This window comes from Mucilaginibacter auburnensis (assembly GCF_002797815.1).
Classification (GTDB): domain Bacteria; phylum Bacteroidota; class Bacteroidia; order Sphingobacteriales; family Sphingobacteriaceae; genus Mucilaginibacter; species Mucilaginibacter auburnensis.
This window is the reverse complement of the sequence record NZ_PGFJ01000001.1, coordinates 2,002,627-2,019,807: the sequence shown is the minus strand read 5'-3', so window position 1 is coordinate 2,019,807 and position 17,181 is coordinate 2,002,627. Positions and strand designations below refer to the sequence as shown.

General features: G+C 40.9%; 15 protein-coding genes. 5 read left to right on the top strand and 10 right to left on the bottom strand.

Features of this window, described 5'->3' with window-relative positions:
• Positions 1-22: 22 nt before the first annotated feature.
• Positions 23-2,191 (bottom strand): M56 family metallopeptidase, encoded by a 2,169-nt coding sequence (locus CLV57_RS09020; RefSeq protein ID WP_100340972.1) that lies wholly within the window; start codon positions 2,189-2,191, stop codon positions 23-25.
• Between the two features lie 4 nt (positions 2,192-2,195).
• Entirely contained in the window at positions 2,196-2,558 is a 363-nt protein-coding gene (locus tag CLV57_RS09015; protein ID WP_100340971.1) for a BlaI/MecI/CopY family transcriptional regulator, read from the bottom strand.
• A 161-nt stretch (positions 2,559-2,719) separates the two neighbouring features.
• On the opposite strand from CLV57_RS09015, the gene argB reads away from it, so the two are divergent.
• Positions 2,720-3,523: an acetylglutamate kinase gene (gene argB / locus CLV57_RS09010; RefSeq protein WP_100340970.1), complete on the top strand. Its 804-nt coding sequence runs from the start codon at positions 2,720-2,722 to the stop codon at positions 3,521-3,523.
• A complete protein-coding gene (gene proC, locus CLV57_RS09005; protein ID WP_100340969.1) occupies positions 3,520-4,338 on the top strand; it encodes a pyrroline-5-carboxylate reductase in 819 nt (272 codons plus the stop codon). Before argB ends, proC begins: the two co-directional genes overlap by 4 nt.
• On the opposite strand, the gene CLV57_RS09000 is transcribed toward proC, so the two are convergent.
• Positions 4,335-7,133 carry a PAS domain-containing hybrid sensor histidine kinase/response regulator gene (locus tag CLV57_RS09000; protein WP_100340968.1) on the bottom strand — a complete coding sequence of 933 codons (2,799 nt, stop codon included), beginning with the start codon at positions 7,131-7,133 and terminating at the stop codon, positions 4,335-4,337. The two genes, proC and CLV57_RS09000, sit on opposite strands and share 4 nt — an antisense overlap.
• A gap of 180 nt (positions 7,134-7,313) precedes the next feature.
• Here CLV57_RS09000 and CLV57_RS08995 point away from each other — a divergent pair, with 180 nt between their 5' ends.
• Positions 7,314-8,600 (top strand): citrate synthase, encoded by a 1,287-nt coding sequence (locus CLV57_RS08995; RefSeq protein WP_100340967.1) that lies wholly within the window; start codon positions 7,314-7,316, stop codon positions 8,598-8,600.
• A gap of 63 nt (positions 8,601-8,663) precedes the next feature.
• Here CLV57_RS08995 and CLV57_RS08990 read toward each other — a convergent pair whose 3' ends face one another.
• Entirely contained in the window at positions 8,664-9,623 is a 960-nt protein-coding gene (locus tag CLV57_RS08990) for an alpha/beta fold hydrolase (protein ID WP_100340966.1), read from the bottom strand.
• 97 nt (positions 9,624-9,720) lie between these two features.
• Here CLV57_RS08990 and CLV57_RS08985 point away from each other — a divergent pair, with 97 nt between their 5' ends.
• Positions 9,721-11,031, top strand: coding sequence for an NAD(P)/FAD-dependent oxidoreductase (locus tag CLV57_RS08985; RefSeq protein ID WP_317044577.1), 1,311 nt, complete (start codon positions 9,721-9,723; stop codon positions 11,029-11,031).
• A 15-nt stretch (positions 11,032-11,046) separates the two neighbouring features.
• Complete coding sequence (locus CLV57_RS08980) at positions 11,047-12,303, top strand: cation:proton antiporter (RefSeq protein WP_100340964.1); 1,257 nt, start codon at positions 11,047-11,049, stop codon at positions 12,301-12,303.
• Here CLV57_RS08980 and CLV57_RS08975 read toward each other — a convergent pair.
• The 6 genes from CLV57_RS08975 to CLV57_RS08950 all read right to left on the bottom strand — a co-directional run bounded on the left by CLV57_RS08975 (position 12,300) and on the right by CLV57_RS08950 (position 17,179).
• A complete protein-coding gene (locus tag CLV57_RS08975) occupies positions 12,300-12,908 on the bottom strand; it encodes an FMN-binding negative transcriptional regulator (RefSeq protein ID WP_100340963.1) in 609 nt (202 codons plus the stop codon). The genes CLV57_RS08980 and CLV57_RS08975 overlap by 4 nt on opposite strands.
• Positions 12,909-13,046: 138 nt before the next feature.
• Positions 13,047-13,994 carry an N-acetylornithine carbamoyltransferase gene (locus CLV57_RS08970; protein WP_100340962.1) on the bottom strand — a complete coding sequence of 316 codons (948 nt, stop codon included), beginning with the start codon at positions 13,992-13,994 and terminating at the stop codon, positions 13,047-13,049.
• Positions 13,995-14,085: 91 nt separating this feature from the next.
• Positions 14,086-15,216 carry an aspartate aminotransferase family protein gene (locus CLV57_RS08965; RefSeq protein WP_100340961.1) on the bottom strand — a complete coding sequence of 377 codons (1,131 nt, stop codon included), beginning with the start codon at positions 15,214-15,216 and terminating at the stop codon, positions 14,086-14,088.
• Between the two features lie 131 nt (positions 15,217-15,347).
• On the bottom strand, positions 15,348-16,331 hold the full coding sequence (gene argC, locus CLV57_RS08960) for an N-acetyl-gamma-glutamyl-phosphate reductase (protein ID WP_100340960.1): 984 nt from the start codon (positions 16,329-16,331) through the stop codon (positions 15,348-15,350).
• 4 nt (positions 16,332-16,335) lie between these two features.
• Positions 16,336-16,803, bottom strand: coding sequence for a GNAT family N-acetyltransferase (locus CLV57_RS08955; protein WP_100340959.1), 468 nt, complete (start codon positions 16,801-16,803; stop codon positions 16,336-16,338).
• Positions 16,784-17,179, bottom strand: coding sequence for a cupin domain-containing protein (locus CLV57_RS08950; RefSeq protein WP_100340958.1), 396 nt, complete (start codon positions 17,177-17,179; stop codon positions 16,784-16,786). The genes CLV57_RS08955 and CLV57_RS08950 overlap by 20 nt, the downstream gene beginning before the upstream one ends.
• Between the last annotated feature and the right edge of the window lie 2 nt (positions 17,180-17,181).

Sequence of the window (17,181 nt, the reverse complement as noted above, 5' to 3'; positions counted from 1 at the left end):
TTAAAAATAACTTTTATATTGTTTAACGTGTTGATGCTAAACTAAAAACACCATCATTGTATTTAATTCTGAAATTAAACTTAGGCGATGCTAAACTATTTATGATAGCCTGTTGCTCTTCCTCCCGGGTTACTCGCTGTTGTCCATGGTATAGCTCAAAGCTCCATGCAATGTTGTTGTCCATGTCAATACCCGCTTTGCCTAATACCTGACCCTCTGCTATCTCGTCGCCCTCTTTTATATTATTTACCGTTTTAAGGTTAGCATACCCCGCAAAGTATTCACCATTTCTAATAATAACCAGTTTAGTTCCCAATATGTCACGAACGATACTCACCTTGCCGCCAAACTTCGCTTTAACCATAGAGTCAATTACATTATCGGGAAGCTCCGAATCAACCGGATTATTTACAGGCTCTGTTACATTGCCTATTGTTGTAGGTTTTATCGAATTTAAATTGTTACTGCCTGAACGCTGGCCTTTTAAAACATCTGACTTATCAGTTTTTACTTCATAAAACTTAAAGAAAAAGTCGGGGTTTTTAATGCCATAATCTTTTATATCTGGCGATATGGCCACCCAGTCGGCTATTTTGTACGCTTTAGCACCGGTTTTCACTTCGTGTACAAAGCGTAATGTAACATGATCGCCGTCTGCAATGCCATTCAGATCGGGTGCGTTGGGCTTAAAGCTTAAATTAAATTTATAACCGTTAACACGCTCAAATACGGCTGTTTTCCATTTACCATTTGGATATTTTGTGATCCGGGTAATTTGCCCGTCGGCAAAGCGCACTTTATTAGCTTCAAACAGAAATGGGTAGTCAGGGATTTTGTCAGCCTCAGCTAACTGAAAAATCTTCTTACCGTTTTTTATAACATAAGCAGGCGTGATAATTACCGGGCTTTCCTGGTTAACCCCACCGCTAAAAACTTTAATTGTCAACTCATCGCCTTGTTTAATTTGCGTGTTAAGCTTTTTTGATTGTCCGTACCAACTTGGTAGCAAAAACTCAGCACCGGTATTTTTTTCCTTAACTAATCTTCCTCTGAACAAGCCTTTTTCGTTATTGTAATCATTCAAAACGGCAACAGTTATTTCTTTACCCCATACAGCCCTGCTTTGTTCCATTTTCTTCTTTCCCTCTGCCGATTCCATATAGGCAAGCGCCTTTCGGCGGCCTTCATCATTCGCCTTACGTTGTGCCGGCGTGAGTTTTGACTTTTGCCTGTATTGAACCTTTGATGTATCTGAATTATCGGTAGCGGCTTCAATTTTAACTTTTCTGTAAGTTGAATCGTCGCTTTTCAATTTGGCAAAAGCCAGGCAGCTTATCAGCACCACCGGCACTGTAAGCAGGTAAATTACTTTTTTCATTTTATGTGTGGGTTTAGTAAAAAGCATTGTAATACGTTTTTTAAGCGGAACCATACTAAAGTTGTGGTACAAACTACCACCGGATGCGACCGATAAATGCAGCAATAATTCGGCGTATTTGTGTCTGTTGGTTGAGTTACCCACTTCTCTATCCACTTCAAACTCGTGATTTTGCTCAATAGCTTGGGCGTACAGGTAAACAAATGGGTTAAACCATAAAAATACCTGGGCAATTTTAACCAAAATGCGATCAACAGAGTGGAGCAGCTTAACGTGCAGCATTTCATGCGCAATGATCTGTTGCAGTTCATCAGCGGTAAGCTCATCGCTGTTTAAAAAAATATAATTAAAAAAGGAGCCGTTGTTGAGTGTTTTGTCGCCAGTTACTATTTGCACACCGTCCACCTTAGTGCGCTTTTTGTTGCGCATTTTGGATAAAAACCTAACAACTATAATTATAAGTCTTGCAGAAAGCGCGAAAACAGAAAGCTTGTAAAGGGTCGTTAAAACCTCCATCCAGTTTAATGGCGTGCTTACACGTTCAGATACTGCAGGCGCGGCGCTTATTTTTAGAGGTTCGGCTACAGTTTGCAACTGGTTAACATACACCACCTTTTGAATAATTTCAGGATAGGCTTCGTTTTGCTGCACTGTAATGGTCAACAATGGTATAACAAAGCTAAGCGCCATTGTTATTAGTAAATACCAGCGGTTAATTGTAAAAAAGGTAAACCTGCTCAATAGCGCATAATAAAACAGGTAAAATATACCCATGCATGCACTTACCTGAAATAAATAAACCACGGCGTTCATAAGCTTATTTGTTTTTGTTGATGATGTCTTTGATCTTATCAATATCTTCCTTGCTCAACTGCTCTTCCTTTACCATGAATGATACCAGGCTCTCCACCGAATTATCAAAATAACCCGATATCATTTTTTTGAAGAAAGCCTTCCGGTATTCTGCTTTAGTTATAGCAGGGAAATACTGGTACGTTTTGCCATAAGCTTTATAATTCAAATACCCTTTTTTTTCCAGGATGCGAACAACAGAAGATATGGTATTATACGGCGGTTTAGGGTCATCAGGCAAGGCATCAATAACATCTTTAACAAAGCAGCTTTTCAACTTCCATATTACCTGCATTACGCGCTCTTCAGTTTTGGTCAACTCTTCCATAACCAAATGTAAAACTTATTTTTCAGTTATACAACTATTTTTTACGTTAATCAACGTATTTATAAGTTTTATAATTAAACAATCAGTTTGTTATCTATATAACACCTATTTGACACATTTTTGATGGTTTTTTGATTATTTTTGCCGATTATTATAGAATAATGACTGCAAACACCCTTAATATTATTAAAATTGGTGGAAATGTTATAGATAATTCTGAAAATCTATATCATTTTCTTAAAGATTTTAAAGATTTAGACGGTTACAAGATATTAGTACATGGCGGAGGAAAGATTGCCACGCAGGTATCTGAAAGTTTGGGCATTGAAGCCAGAATGATTGACGGCAGGCGTATAACTGACGTTGAGACACTTAGGGTAGTGACCATGGTATACGGAGGCTTGGTTAACAAAAATATTGTAGCACAGCTGCAACGCTTTGGCACCAATGCTATTGGGTTAACAGGTGCCGATGGCAACCTGATAAAAGCACGTAAACGCCCTGTAAAAACTATTGATTATGGTTTTGTAGGCGATTTATTTGATGGTTCAATAAACAGCACCGGTATAGCCAGTTTATTACAGGCAGGCTTTACACCGGTTTTTAGCGCGCTTACGCATGATGGCGAAGGGCAGCTATTAAACACCAACGCCGATACAATTGCGTCGGCTTTAGCGGTGGCAATGTCAGGATTATTTGAAACTACATTGATCTACTGCTTTGAGAAAAAGGGTGTGTTGATGGATGTGAATGATGACGAATCAGTTATCAGGGAAATTGATCCGGCACGCTATGAAGATTTAAAAATACAGCAGATCATCCACAGTGGTATGCTACCTAAACTGGATAACGCATTTACGGCAATAGCCTGTGGTGTTAAAGCGGTAGTGATAGGACGATCAGACGATCTGGGTAATATTAGAGAGAATAAACCGTTTGGTACACGATTAAGTAAAAACACATGAGTTCGCAACAACATGTTGCCATTTTAGGCAGCGGAAATATTGGTCTATCATTGGCTAAAGGCTTGGTAAAATCAGGCCTGTGGCAGCCACAACAAATAACACTTACACGCCGTAACGTTGACGCTATGGCCGAGTACGCAACACAGGGTTATCAAACCACTACCAATAATATGAAGGCCGCCAAACGTGCCGACATTGTTATACTTGCAGTATTACCTCAACAGCTCAACAAACTGCTTGATGAAATAAAACCGGCTATCAAGTCGGAAAAACAATTGCTCGTATCGGTTATATCAGGCGTTAGCTGCGAGGACATACGCTCCTATTTAGAAATGAACGTACAGGTGGTACGCGCTATGCCAAATACGGCCATAGCCATAGGCGACTCCATGACCTGTATAGCAACTGATAACGGCAGCGTAAAAAATGTAAACCTGGTGAAATCATTATTTGACACGGTTGGCGTAAGCATCCAGATCAATGAGGAGCTGATGACATCAGCAACTGCTTTGTGTGCCTGCGGCATAGCTTTCTTTTTGCGTTCGGTACGGGCAGCTTCGCAGGGTGGCACCGAAATTGGCTTTCATGCACATGATGCTTTAAAAATGGCGGCTCAAACTGCTAAAGGCGCTGCAAATCTTTTACTGCAGCTATCTTCGCACCCTGAGCAAGAGATAGATAAGGTAACATCTCCGAAAGGTTGTACCATTGCCGGATTAAATGAAATGGAACATAACGGGTTTAGTTCAGCTATGATAAAAGGCATTAAACTATCTGCCGAGAAAGCCGGCGACCTTTACAAAGCCGAAGATTAATAATCGCGCTTTTTATAGTAGGTAGATATTTTATTAAACAAAACATCTGGTACGAATGGCTTGGTTAGATAGTCATTCATACCAGATGATATAGCTTTGTCGTAAGTATCAGGCATTGCATCTGCAGTAAGCGCGATTATCGGCACTTCAATATCAAACTCGCGGATCTTTTCGGTAGCTTCAAAACCGTTCATAAATGGCATTTGCAGATCCATTATGATTAAGTCGTAGCGCTTTTGCGCCGCTATGCTAACTGCTTCTTCGCCGTTGTTTGCAGAATCTACGTTGATATGCCATTTCTTTAAAAACTTCGACGCTATTAAAAGGTTCATTTTATTATCGTCTACAACCAGCACTTGCATTCCGTTCAATGCGCCTACATCCTGAACGCCAACATTCTTTTTCTCTTCGGTTATTTCAGTATGAGCTAATGCAAACGTGATAACAAATGTAAACTGTGCGCCTTTGCCTGTATCGCTAACTACCGATATATCGCTTTTGTGCAGATTTACCAAACGTTTGGTTATAGCCAAACCCAACCCTGTGCCCATATGCACCGGTTGATTAATTACCGGATCTTGAACAAACGGATCAAATATCACAGATTGATGTTCGGGTGAAATACCTATTCCCGTATCTGCCACAACAAATTTCACCGTAACGCCTGCATCACCTTTAATTATTAGTTGCAATTGCAACGTTATTTTTCCGCTATCTGTAAACTTGATCGCATTGCTTATCAGGTTATTTAATATTTGACTTAGCCTTTGCTGGTCGCCCATTAAATTATCAGGAATACCATCATCTGCTAAAAGTTCAAGCTGCAGGTTTTTTTCAGCTGCCCTCGCACTAAATATATGAATGGTTTTTTGGGCCAATTGCCGCAAGTCAAAATTTTGAGGATTTAGTTCAAGTTTACCTGCTTCAATTTTATTGTAATCAAGTATATCATTGATAATAGCCAATAAATTTTCGCCCGAAAACTTCAATATATTAAGATATTCCATCTGCTCCGGACGAGGATTTTCATTCAATAACAAATTGGTTGTTCCTATAACAGCGTTCATGGGTGTGCGTATCTCATGGCTCATGGTTGAAAGGAACTCTGATTTAAATTTTGAAGACTTTTCAGCCATCTCCTTGGCCGATATCAATTCCTGTGTTACACGAAATTGCTCAGTTACATCCTCGCCAATGCCGGTTATCTCGTCTATCTCACCGTTCTCATCGCGCGTCATGGTGTTTTTCCAACTGATGATGCATTCACTCCCATCTTTACATTTGATGGCGTTGGTATACTTACTCGGTAGTGCATCCGCGTCAATCATTCCGTTTATGTGCTGAACTATGCCGTCAGGAATAAATGAGTTATACCAATTCATTCCAATTATTTCGTCGCGTGTGTAGCCAAGCAAATTTGCCAGGTGCTGGTTGCAAAATACAATGGTGCCCGTTCTGTCAACTGTTACTGCAACCAGGTTAACGGCCTCTAAAATTCGTTTAAATTTATCGTCAGTTCTGGTGTAATCCAGCTCAAACTGTTTTTGTTCGGTAATATCCTGAATCGTACCTATTATTTTGTTTAGTTGTCCTTTTTCGTTTCTCAGTATCTTCCCAATGATAATACTTATATACTTTACTTTTTTTTGAGAGGTGAGTATTCTGAAAACGCAACTATGATCTGAAGCATTGATACCACTTTTGTATAGGTTTCTAACTATCTGCCTATCGTTTTCGTGTACCACTTTCAACAAGAACCGAAAAGGAGAAATGCTGATAAACTTTGTGGTATTTACCTCAAAAATATTGACAAGCTCATCAGAATATGATAACTTTTTGGTTGATGGGCGCCAACTCCAATTACCTATTTTGGCAATAGTTTGTGCTTCTATAAGTTCCGCTTTGCCGCGTTTAATAAGTTTTTCGGATAATTTTATCTCCGTAATGTCTTGTATAATTCCAGCCACCCGCTGAATAGTACCGTCGTTATTTAAGGTTTTGTCTCCAACAATAATCCTGATGTATTTGAGCTCACCTTCCGGTGTAATCAATTTGTGCTCCAACTGCTTCGTTGCGGAAGATGAAACAGCACTCAAAAAAGATTGGCATTTTTCCCTGTCGTCGTGATGAACCAGACTGATATAATACTCAAAAGCGGCTCTGCCTTTTAGCGCTAAACCCTCGCTTCCCATTATGCGGAAAAGGCTTTCCGATAAGAATATCTCCTGACTTGCTTTATCATACAGCCAATTACCTATTTTGGCCACATGCTGTGCTTCAAGTAAAAGCAGCTCTTTCTCTTTCAGCTTACTCTCATATCTTTTTTGCTCTGATATATTTGAAACCGATGCCGAAACACGATTGAGGTATTTACCCTTGTTATCAAATACCGGGGTAACTTTAGCTAACAACCAGGCTCCGGTACCAAAGTCTGATACATACTCTAATGAAGTTGGCTGCTTGTAATCTATAGCAAAATCAAGTGCTTGATTAAATTTAAGCGCTTTCTCATAACCAATAACTTCTTCCAGCTTTTTGCCGATACAAACCCGCGGATCAACTACCCTATCGTCGCGTTCATTGAACCAAACATTAAGGCAAACTCTCTCCTCGTTAAATTCAAATATTACATCGTTCAATGAATTTAACAAAGCGTTCAGATCATCGCGTGCATTGAGGTGCGCAGATACTTTGTTGTCTAACCTTTTTAATAGACCGCGTACCAGTAATATGACTAAAAAAGATAATAATGTTAAACCGACAAAAGCAACTATAAGGTAGAGGCTGAAATGCATTTATGTACAATAACGTTTCGATTTTACGCTCTTAAAGATAACAATTAACAGGTGCGTAGCAAAGCCGTAACAGTAGAAAAAAATATAGTTTTCGGGACAAGTTTTTTACAATTGACAGATGCGATAGTGTAGGGATTACGCTTTCATTTTCTATATTTGTTGCTTACTAACATTCTTTCTATGTCTGGCAAAGCACAACTACAACTTGATGGAAAAACGTATGAACTCCCTGTAATTGAGGGTTCGGAGGGTGAAAAAGCGATAGATATTTCTAAATTAAGAGATCAAACGGGTTATGTAACGCTTGATGTGGGCTACAAAAATACAGGAGCTACAAAAAGTAACATTACGTTTTTAGATGGTGAGCTGGGCGTATTAAAATACCGTGGCTACCCAATTGAGCAACTGGCCGAGAAATCAACTTTTATTGAAGTTGCCTATTTATTGATATATGGGGAGTTGCCAACGGCTGAGCAGCTTACAAAATTTCAAAGTGATTTAACGCATCACACGCTGCTGCACGAGGATATGAAGAAATTTTTTGATGGTTTTCCGTCAAAATCTCATCCAATGGGTCAGCTCTCATCATTAGTTGCCGCGCTGTCTGCATTTTACCCTGAATCATTAAAATCCAATCAAACTGCCGAGGAGCAAAATCAAAGCATTATTAAGGTTTTGGCTAAAATGGCTACTGTGGTATCATGGATATACAAGAAATCTTTGGGCCATCCGGTTATTTATCCTCAAAACAAATACGACTATGTTACCAACTTCCTGAACATGACCTTCGGTCAGCGTACAGAAGAAGTGGAAATTGATCCGGTAGTGGTTAGCGCAATGAATACCTTGCTTATTCTGCATGCAGATCATGAGCAAAACTGCTCTACTTCTACTGTGCGTATTGTTGGTTCATCTGAGTCAAACATTTACGCATCTGTTTCTGCAGGTATCTCAGCTTTATGGGGACCACTGCACGGTGGCGCCAACCAAGCCGTAATTGAAATGCTGGAGCAGATCAAAAACGATGGCGGAGATACCGATAAATGGATAGCTAAAGCTAAAGATAAAAATGATCCTTTCCGTTTAATGGGCTTTGGTCACCGCGTTTACAAGAACTTTGACCCACGCGCCAAGATCATTAAAAAAGCTTGCGATGATATTTTAGAAAAACTGGGTATTAACGATGAGGTATTAGAAATTGCCAAACGCCTGGAAGAAGTTGCGTTGCAAGACCCATACTTTGTTGAACGTAAGCTTTATCCTAACGTTGACTTTTACTCAGGCATTATTTACCGTGCGTTAGGCTTCCCAACAGATATGTTCACTGTATTGTTTGCTCTTGGCCGTTTACCGGGATGGATTGCACAGTGGAAAGAGATGAAAGAGAACAAGGAGCCAATTGGCCGTCCGCGTCAAATATACACCGGAGCTACTAACCGTGAGTATGTAGACCTGGATAAAAGATAGTTAAAATTTATTGTAATGGAACAAAGCCCCTCGGATGAATATCCGGGGGCTTTGTTTTTGAAGTTACTTCGCCAAAAACTCGTTAATGAGCTGAAACTCTTTTTCAGGCTCTTCCACCTGTGGGTTATGGCCCGATTTTTCAAACATTACAAATTGTGCCTGCGGGCAATACTCCTTGTACTTAACAGCCATCCATGGCACGGCAACACGATCATATCTTCCCGTAACTATCAGTACGGGCATTTTAAGATCTTTTAACTGTTTTCTGAAATCAAAATTGCCAATATCGCTACCCACAATAAAATCGCCATCCTTACCCACCATTTGGTAATACAGTTTACTATTGAAGGAATTAGGATAAGGTTTGCCGCCACGCCCTGTAAATTTATCAGGATTATAGGCATACATAAATCCGTATGGAACACGGCCATAAATTTCCTGGTGTTTAGCATCGCTTGATACGGCGCCCTGTTCACGTATCTTCATCAGCTCGTCCCACACTTCCGGATAACCCACTCTTATTTCGTGGTTGGAGTTGTCATCATTTTCCTGCCACATAATAAAACTATGGAAAGTGTCCGCCAAAATTAAATGACTAACATTTTGAGGATACTTAATAGCATAACCCTGCGCTACTACCCCACCGTAAGAATGACCTAAAACAGAAATTTTGTTGAGATTTAAGGCTTTGCGCAAACCTTCCAAATCTTCAACATCGCGTGCTATGGTGTATTCTGCAACGTTTTTTGCCGTGTCAGATTTACCCCTGCCAAAGCCGTCAAAATAAATGAGCTGATGTTTTTTCTCAGCCAGGGGGTCAAAACTGCGCAGGCCCGGATGAGCGCCACCGGGACCACCGGCTATAAAAATTATGGGGTCGCCCTCTCCTATAGTAACAACCCAAAGTTTGGCGCCGTTAACCTGCACATACTTGCCGTCGGTATTGCTGTCAACAGTTTTAACCTGAGCACCCGCTACGCTTATTATCAATGCGAATAAAGAAAACAGTATAAGCTTTTTCATGTTTAAATTTTTGTAATTGCAATATACCGTATTGCAGGTTTATATTTAATACACGGTGTAATATCATTATTATTTTAAATGCCGATGAGTACATTTATTGAAAAACAGATACATGGACAACAACATCAATAAAAAACCCCGTGTAGTAATAATAGGTGGCGGCTTTGCCGGGCTGCAAGTAGCTAAAAATTTAAAAAACACTCCGGTTGAAATATTAATGCTGGATAAGCATAACTACCACACCTTTCAGCCCCTTTTATACCAGGTTGCAGTAGGCGCCTTACCGGCAGACTCCATAGCTTTCCCTATACGCCGGATATTCACTTTTCAGGATAACTTTAATTTCAACATGGCCAATGTGTTGAAGATCAATCCGGATAGTAATACGCTTGATACCAACATTGGCCCAATACACTATGATTATTTGGTGGTAGCTACCGGCTCAAACACCAACTTTTTAGGTAATGACCAAATAGCCCATTTTGCCATGCCTATGAAGAACGTGCCGGAAGCATTGAACATGCGTGTACTGGTGTTACAAAATCTGGAAAAGGCATTGGTAACACGCGACGAGGAAGAACGAGAAGCGCTGATGACCTTTGTTGTAGTGGGCGGCGGTCCCACCGGTGTTGAACTATCGGGCGCGTTAGCTGAGATGCGCCGGCTGATATTGAGTAAAGACTACCGTTACTTAAAAGAGCAACACATGAGTGTTTACCTCATAGAAAGCAAAGAACGCTTATTAGCTGCCATGTCTGAAAAAGCATCAACAGTTGCTAAAGAATATCTGATCAACGACAAAGTGACTGTTTATAACGGCGTACGCGTGCAAAGTTATGATGGAAGTACTTTAACCATTAACAACGGAGAAGTGATCAAAACCCATAATGTATTTTGGGCCGCGGGTGTTAAAGGTGAGTTTCCGGAAGGTTTGGAAAATGCTACCATAGCGCGTGGCACCCGTATACAAACAGACGAGATCAACCGTGTTACGGGTTATCAAAATATTTTTGCCATTGGCGATACATCAGCCATTATAAGCGAAGAATTTCCAAACGGGCATCCGGGAGTTGCGCCTGTAGCTATACAACAAGGGCAGCAACTGGCTAAAAACCTGCTGCGAATTATCAAAGAAGAACCAACCGTGCCCTTTAAATATCATGATAAAGGAACTTTAGCTACGGTTGGCCGCAACAAAGCGCTTGCTGATATTGGCAAGCTGAAATTAACCGGCTTTATTGCCTGGATACTTTGGGGTTTTGTGCATATTATGTCGTTGGCTGGCTTCTCTAACAAAGCTGCTGTTTTTATGGAATGGGTAATTAACTACCTGACTAAAAATAGCGATAACAGGCTTATTTTAAGGCCCTTTAATACCGAAACACGAAAAGTTGATCCCGATCATTAAATAATTTATCCATAAATGGATCTGTTTGCATTAATTGCCCTTTTAGTGATAGTGAGTGCATTTTACTCTTATATCAATGCCCGATTTGTTAAACTGCCGGGCACCATCGGTGTTATTAGTGTAGCTATTATAGGTTCTATATTAACTATAGCGTTCAAAAACTTTTTCCCCGATGCAGCGAAGTACTTAACCCTGCTGGCCCGCAATATTGATTTCTCCGAAATTGTACTCAATATTATGCTGGGGTTTTTACTTTTTGCCGGTGCCTTTACCTTGAATGTAAAACGGCTGAAAAAAGAAATGCGACCGGTATTTCTATTGAGTACCATAGGCGTTATTTTATCGTGCGCAATATTTGGGGTGATATTTTACGGAATTTCAATACTTTTTGATTTTGATATACCACTTGTTTATTGTTTTTTGTTTGGCGCGCTTATTTCGCCTACTGACCCTGTAGCTGTTAGTGCCATCATCAAAAACTCAAAGCTCCCCGATAAACTGGAGACTATTATAACCGGCGAATCCTTATTTAATGATGGCATTGGCCTGGTTCTGTTTATCACCCTTTTGCAAATAGCCCGCACCGGCACAGAAAATATAGATGTTGGCGAGGCTGTGTTTATGTTCATCAAATCTGTATTTGGCGGCATTTTTTTAGGGTTATTATTTGGCTTTATTGCTTTCAGACTCATGAAATCCATTAATGATTTTCAAACCATTGTGCTGGTTTCTCTGGCGCTGGTTATGAGTATCTCGGTAATTTGCGCCTACCTTGAATTTTCTATACCGCTGGCTATTGTTTCGGCTGGTTTATTTGCCGGTAACCGTTCCATTAATTATGATAATACGGAACGTTCGCATCAATCTCTTGAAAAGTTTTGGGAGTTGATAGATGAGATATTAAACACCTTACTTTTTGTAATGATAGGCCTGCAAATGATCAACCTGCCATTTTTAGATAAGTACTGGCTGGCTGGTGCCATTGGCATTGTGGCTATCTTAGTAGCGCGCTGGTTAAGTATAATGCTTCCGTTAACATTTCTGCGCAGAAGGCTTAAAGTAAACTACAGGAGTGTGAATATTTTAACCTGGGCGGGTTTGCGGGGAGGTATTTCAATAGCTTTAGCGTTAGCCCTGCCTAACGGACCTTATAAGCATACTATTTTAGCAGGGGCGTATTTTATTGTGATATTTTCAGTAATCGTTCAGGGCCTAACATTGAACAAGCTCATCAATTCTGCAGATGCAACAAAAGTGCAGGAATCGGATTAATGTTGTTCTTTCATATAATCGGCAATATCGCGGGCGGCGGTATCTGCGTGGTTGCTAAGGTCTTTAATGATATTTTGGCGTTCAGCTGCTGAACGATTTTGGCTGATTTTACTTTTTCCCTGCAAATCATTAACCACAATTTCAAAGCCAACAATTCCTTTCATTAAGCCTGAGCGATAATCCTGAGGTAAAGCATCCCATTGCGGCATATAAGCGGCTTCATAAAATTGAATGCTTTCCTCCAGTAGCTTTACCTTTTCCTCTTCACTTTCTAACAAAGTTACTGTACCATAAGCATGTACAGCTATGTAATTCCAGGTAGGCACATTGCGTTCATGCTCATAGTTTTTTGTGGAGATGTAAGCATGAGGTTCGGCAAATATTACCAAGGGTTTGCACTCCAGCAATTCATCAGCCTGCGGATTAGCTTTGGCAAAATGTGATAACAAAACTATCTGGCCATCCCGCTCCTTCACTACAAATGGCAGATGCGTAGCGTTTGGCACTCCATTATTAACCGTAACAATGGTTGCAAAATTGTACCGCTGCATAAAGCTGATGGCTTCTGCCCGGTCAGCCATTAAGTTTATTTTAGGGATATACATTGTTTGAGAGGCAAGATGTTAGAATCATGAATTAGTATAAAGACCTAATTACAATTACTGGTATACCGAATTCATTTCGGCAACTCGTTAACAACTTGTATATGAGATGCGGAAATCAGTTCAGCGCGATTAGAATCATTATAATGCCTCCAACATATGTTTCAAAACCGCCTGGGCTGCCCAAACACGGTTACCGGCTTCATGTACTACTACCGAGTTTGGCCCATCCAATATCTCATCAGAAAGCTCCAAATTACGGCGTACAGGTAAGCAGTGCATTACTTTCGCATCATTGGTTCCTTTTAGTTTCTCATTGGTAAGCATCCAGTCTTCATTACCCGGCAGTACTTTACCATAAGGCTCATAAGCCGACCAGTTTTTTACATAGATAAAATCAGCATCAGCCAAAGCTTCGTCCTGATTATGCGTAATGGTGGCGCCGTTGGTGAAATCAGCATTTAACTCGTAACCTTCAGGATGTGCGATGGTAAATTCAACATCTGCTTTGCACATCCACTCGGCAAATGAGTTAGGTACTGCCTGCGGAAGCGGCTTAATATGCGGAGCCCAAGTCAAAACAACCTTTGGTCGCCTACGGGTTTTCAGTTCGGTAATAGTAACCAGATCGGCTAAACTCTGCAGCGGGTGGCGCGTAGCAGATTCCAAACTTACAACAGGCACCCCACAAAAATCAACAAATTTATTAAATATGGTTTCGCTGTAATCCTCTTCCCTGTCTTTCAATCCCGGGAAAGAGCGTACGCCAATAATATCAACATACTGGCCCATTACGGCAGCAGCCTCTCGTACGTGCTCAACGGTGGTACCATTCATAATAGCGCCGTCGCGCAATTCCAGCGCCCAGCCTTCTTTGTCTATGTTTAACACCATAACATTCATACCCAAATTCATGGCGGCCTTTTGGGTGCTCATGCGGGTACGCAGGCTCGGGTTTAAAAAAACAAGTCCGAGGGTTTTATTTTCGCCGAGATGCTTATAAGCATATGGATTTTGTTTAAGCGCCAATGCTTCGGCTGCTAACGAGTTAATATCGGTTACGTCGTGTACTGATGTAAAAAGTTTCATAAGCCTCTCCCTAAATCCCTCTCCGGTAGAGAGGGACTTAAAATCTTAATTATAAAATGAACCCGCAAAAATCTCCCCTACCGGGGGAGACTTAGAGGGGGCGCAATACTTTACTAAACGCCTCTAAAAACTGGTCGGCGTGTGCTTTAGTTAAATTTAGTGCAGGTAAAAGCCTTATCACATTTGGTTTGGCTTCGCCGGTGAATATATGATGCTTAAACAGCAGATCTTTTTTTGCATGAGCCAACTCGGCCGGCAGATCAATGCCTATCATCAAGCCCCTACCACGCACCTCGTTAATCTGATCAAACTTCTTAAGTTCTTCGATCAAATAAGATCCGCGTTCGGCAGCATTCTGTATCAGTTTATCCTCTTCCATTACTTCCAGCACAGCCAAAGCAGCAGCGCAAGCTAAATGGTTTCCGCCGAAGGTAGTGCCCAACATGCCATAAGCAGGCTGTATTTTTGGAGATATACTAATAGCTCCAATTGGGAAGCCATTGCCTATGCCCTTAGCCATGGTGTAAATATCCGCGTCAACACCGGCATAATCATGGGAGTAAAATTTACCTGAACGACCGTAACCGCACTGAATCGAATCAGCAATAAATACCGCGTTGTGCTCATCGCAAAGTGTTCTGATCTTCTGCAGGAAGCTTTCCGGCGCTACCTGTATGCCACCCACACCCTGAATACCTTCAATTATAACCGACGATATTTCATGCTCGGCAAAAGCTTGCTCCAAAGCGGCTTCATCTTTCCATGGCAGGCGTACCACATTGTCGCTCTCATTAACCGGTGGAACAATCTTAGGGTTATCAGTAACAGCAACAGCCAGCGATGTACGTCCGTGAAATGCTCCTGTAAAGCAGATCACTTTCTTTTTACCGTTATAGAACGAGGCCAGTTTCATGGCATTCTCGTTGGCTTCAGCACCTGAATTACACAAAAATAATTGATAATCTTCTTTCCCCGACACTTTACCCAGCTTTTCAGCTAATTGAGCCTGTAAAGGAATCTCAATAGAATTAGAGTAAAACCCTATTTTATGCAACTGGTCTTCCAATCGTTTTACGTAGTGCGGATGTGTGTGACCAATAGAAATTACGGCATGACCGCCATATAGGTCCAGGTATTCCTGGCCTTTATCATCATAAACTAAACTGCCAACACCTTTTACAATGTTGATAGGATTAATTGGATATACGTCGAATAGTTTCATTCTTAATTTTTTACTGTCATTGCGAGGTACGAAGCAATCCCTGACTATGTTATGCCGGCTGACTGTCGACGTGAGCTTGCTTCTTTCCCTCAGAATGACGTATTAACATTTTATTGATTTACATCATTACCTTAAAAGGCTGCTGCTTTGAGTCGTAAGCCGGCGCGTTCATCCAGGCAAAATAGTAGGTTCATGTTTTGAACGGCTTGTCCTGACGCGCCTTTAAGTAAATTGTCTAAAATGCTTATTATAAAAAGTTTACTGCCATGTTTTTTAATCTGCAAAAACACTTTATTGGTGTTAACTACCTGTTTTAAGTCAATATTTCTGCTGGTTACGTGCGTAAACGGATGTTCGGCGTAAAAATCATGATAAAGCTTCAAAGCCTCATCCTCCTCCAACTGGCTATCTAAATGGATAGCAGCGAATATACCGCGGGTAAAGTCGCCGCGATAAGGAATAAAATTCAGCGTCTGACCAAAATCAGGCTGTAATTGGTTGAGTGATTGCCCTATCTCATTTAAGTGCTGATGACCAAATGCCTTATAAACAGAAAGGTTATCATTACGCCATGTAAAATGCGACGTAGTTGCAAGGCTTTGTCCCGCTCCTGTTGAACCTGTGGTAGCAGATATATGCACCTCACTGTTCAACAAACCTTTTGCAGCCAAAGGCAATAAGCCCAACTGTAAAGTAGTTGCAAAGCAACCCGGATTAGCAATGTTCTGAGCCGATTTAATAGTTTCCTTATTCAACTCAGGCAAACCATACACAAAGCTTTTGTCGCCATGAGTAGATGTTGCAGAAAGCCTGAAATCCTGACTTAAGTCGATTATCTTAACCCTATCCGGAATTGGGTTAGCATCTAAAAACTTGCGCGCATCACCATGACCTACGCATAAAAACAGCACATCAACATCGGTTGATAACGCATCGGTAAAGCGCATGTCGGTATCACCAAACAAATCGGTGTGCACCTCGTAAATATGGTTACCTGCATTGCTGTTGCTGTGTACAAAAGCTATATCAACGTCAGGGTGATTGATCAGGATCCGCAGCATTTCACCGCCGGTATAACCTGCTCCACCCACTATTCCTGCTTTTATTTTAGTCATGATATTAGTTGTTATCAACGGCCTTACGGTACACCATGAACTCGGTATCCGGTTGCTGTTGTATAAACCCAACAGATTCGTATAAGCGTTGGGCATTAAAATTATCAGTCTGCGTTTCCAACTGCACAAACTTAGCCTTGTTAGCTTTTGCAAAATCCATTGCAGCTTGTATCAGTTTTGACGCAATTCCTTTGTTTCTATAGGCTTCATCTACATACAGGTCATTCAATATCCAATTCTTCACCGCTCGCATAGACGAGTACTTTGGATAAAGCTGCGTGAAACCTACCGGCTTATTGTCCCATAAAGCAACATAAATAACCGACTCGTTATTACTAAGCCTATCATTAATGAAACTTTCAGCTAACGCCATTTCCGATTCTTGTTTATAAAATATTCTGTATTTATCAAACAGTTCTGCAACCAGATCAGCCTCATTCGCCGTTATGCGTTTAACAGTTAACTCTATCATTTTTTGTTGATGGATAACTGTATAAAATAAATTCCAGGTCTGCTTGTTGGCGGTTATCAATCATATGCTTCCTACCAGGTAATATTTCCATACCCTGCTGCTCCCTTAACTCGGTTTCAACACCGTCAATAGTGAAGAGTGCGCGACCTTTTAAAATAAAAAACACTTGTGATGCCTTTTCATGATAATGCAGTTGCTCGGCAGTATCAGGTGGCATCAATTCTTGCTTAACAGACAATGCTTCGGTGTCAACAAAGGTCCACCCATGGCAATCATCGCCCCAGGTGTAATGCGCTATACACTCGCTCTTTGAAAACACACCCCCTCCGCCCCCTAAAGGGGGAACCTGATTGAATGTATTTGACACCGCTTCCATAA

Bases quoted from the DNA above. Each gene is read 5' to 3' on its own strand.
- CLV57_RS09020 (WP_100340972.1), bottom strand. From the start codon at position 2,191: ATGAACGCCGTGGTTTATTTATTTCAGGTAAGTGCATGCATGGGTATA.
- CLV57_RS09015 (WP_100340971.1), bottom strand. From the start codon at position 2,558: ATGGAAGAGTTGACCAAAACTGAAGAGCGCGTAATGCAGGTAATATGG.
- argB (WP_100340970.1), top strand. From the start codon at position 2,720: ATGACTGCAAACACCCTTAATATTATTAAAATTGGTGGAAATGTTATA.
- proC (WP_100340969.1), top strand. From the start codon at position 3,520: ATGAGTTCGCAACAACATGTTGCCATTTTAGGCAGCGGAAATATTGGT.
- CLV57_RS09000 (WP_100340968.1), bottom strand. From the start codon at position 7,133: ATGCATTTCAGCCTCTACCTTATAGTTGCTTTTGTCGGTTTAACATTA.
- CLV57_RS08995 (WP_100340967.1), top strand. From the start codon at position 7,314: ATGTCTGGCAAAGCACAACTACAACTTGATGGAAAAACGTATGAACTC.
- CLV57_RS08990 (WP_100340966.1), bottom strand. From the start codon at position 9,623: ATGAAAAAGCTTATACTGTTTTCTTTATTCGCATTGATAATAAGCGTA.
- CLV57_RS08980 (WP_100340964.1), top strand. From the start codon at position 11,047: ATGGATCTGTTTGCATTAATTGCCCTTTTAGTGATAGTGAGTGCATTT.
- CLV57_RS08975 (WP_100340963.1), bottom strand. From the start codon at position 12,908: ATGTATATCCCTAAAATAAACTTAATGGCTGACCGGGCAGAAGCCATC.
- CLV57_RS08970 (WP_100340962.1), bottom strand. From the start codon at position 13,994: ATGAAACTTTTTACATCAGTACACGACGTAACCGATATTAACTCGTTA.
- CLV57_RS08965 (WP_100340961.1), bottom strand. From the start codon at position 15,216: ATGAAACTATTCGACGTATATCCAATTAATCCTATCAACATTGTAAAA.
- argC (WP_100340960.1), bottom strand. From the start codon at position 16,331: ATGACTAAAATAAAAGCAGGAATAGTGGGTGGAGCAGGTTATACCGGC.
- CLV57_RS08955 (WP_100340959.1), bottom strand. From the start codon at position 16,803: ATGATAGAGTTAACTGTTAAACGCATAACGGCGAATGAGGCTGATCTG.
- CLV57_RS08950 (WP_100340958.1), bottom strand. From the start codon at position 17,179: ATGGAAGCGGTGTCAAATACATTCAATCAGGTTCCCCCTTTAGGGGGC.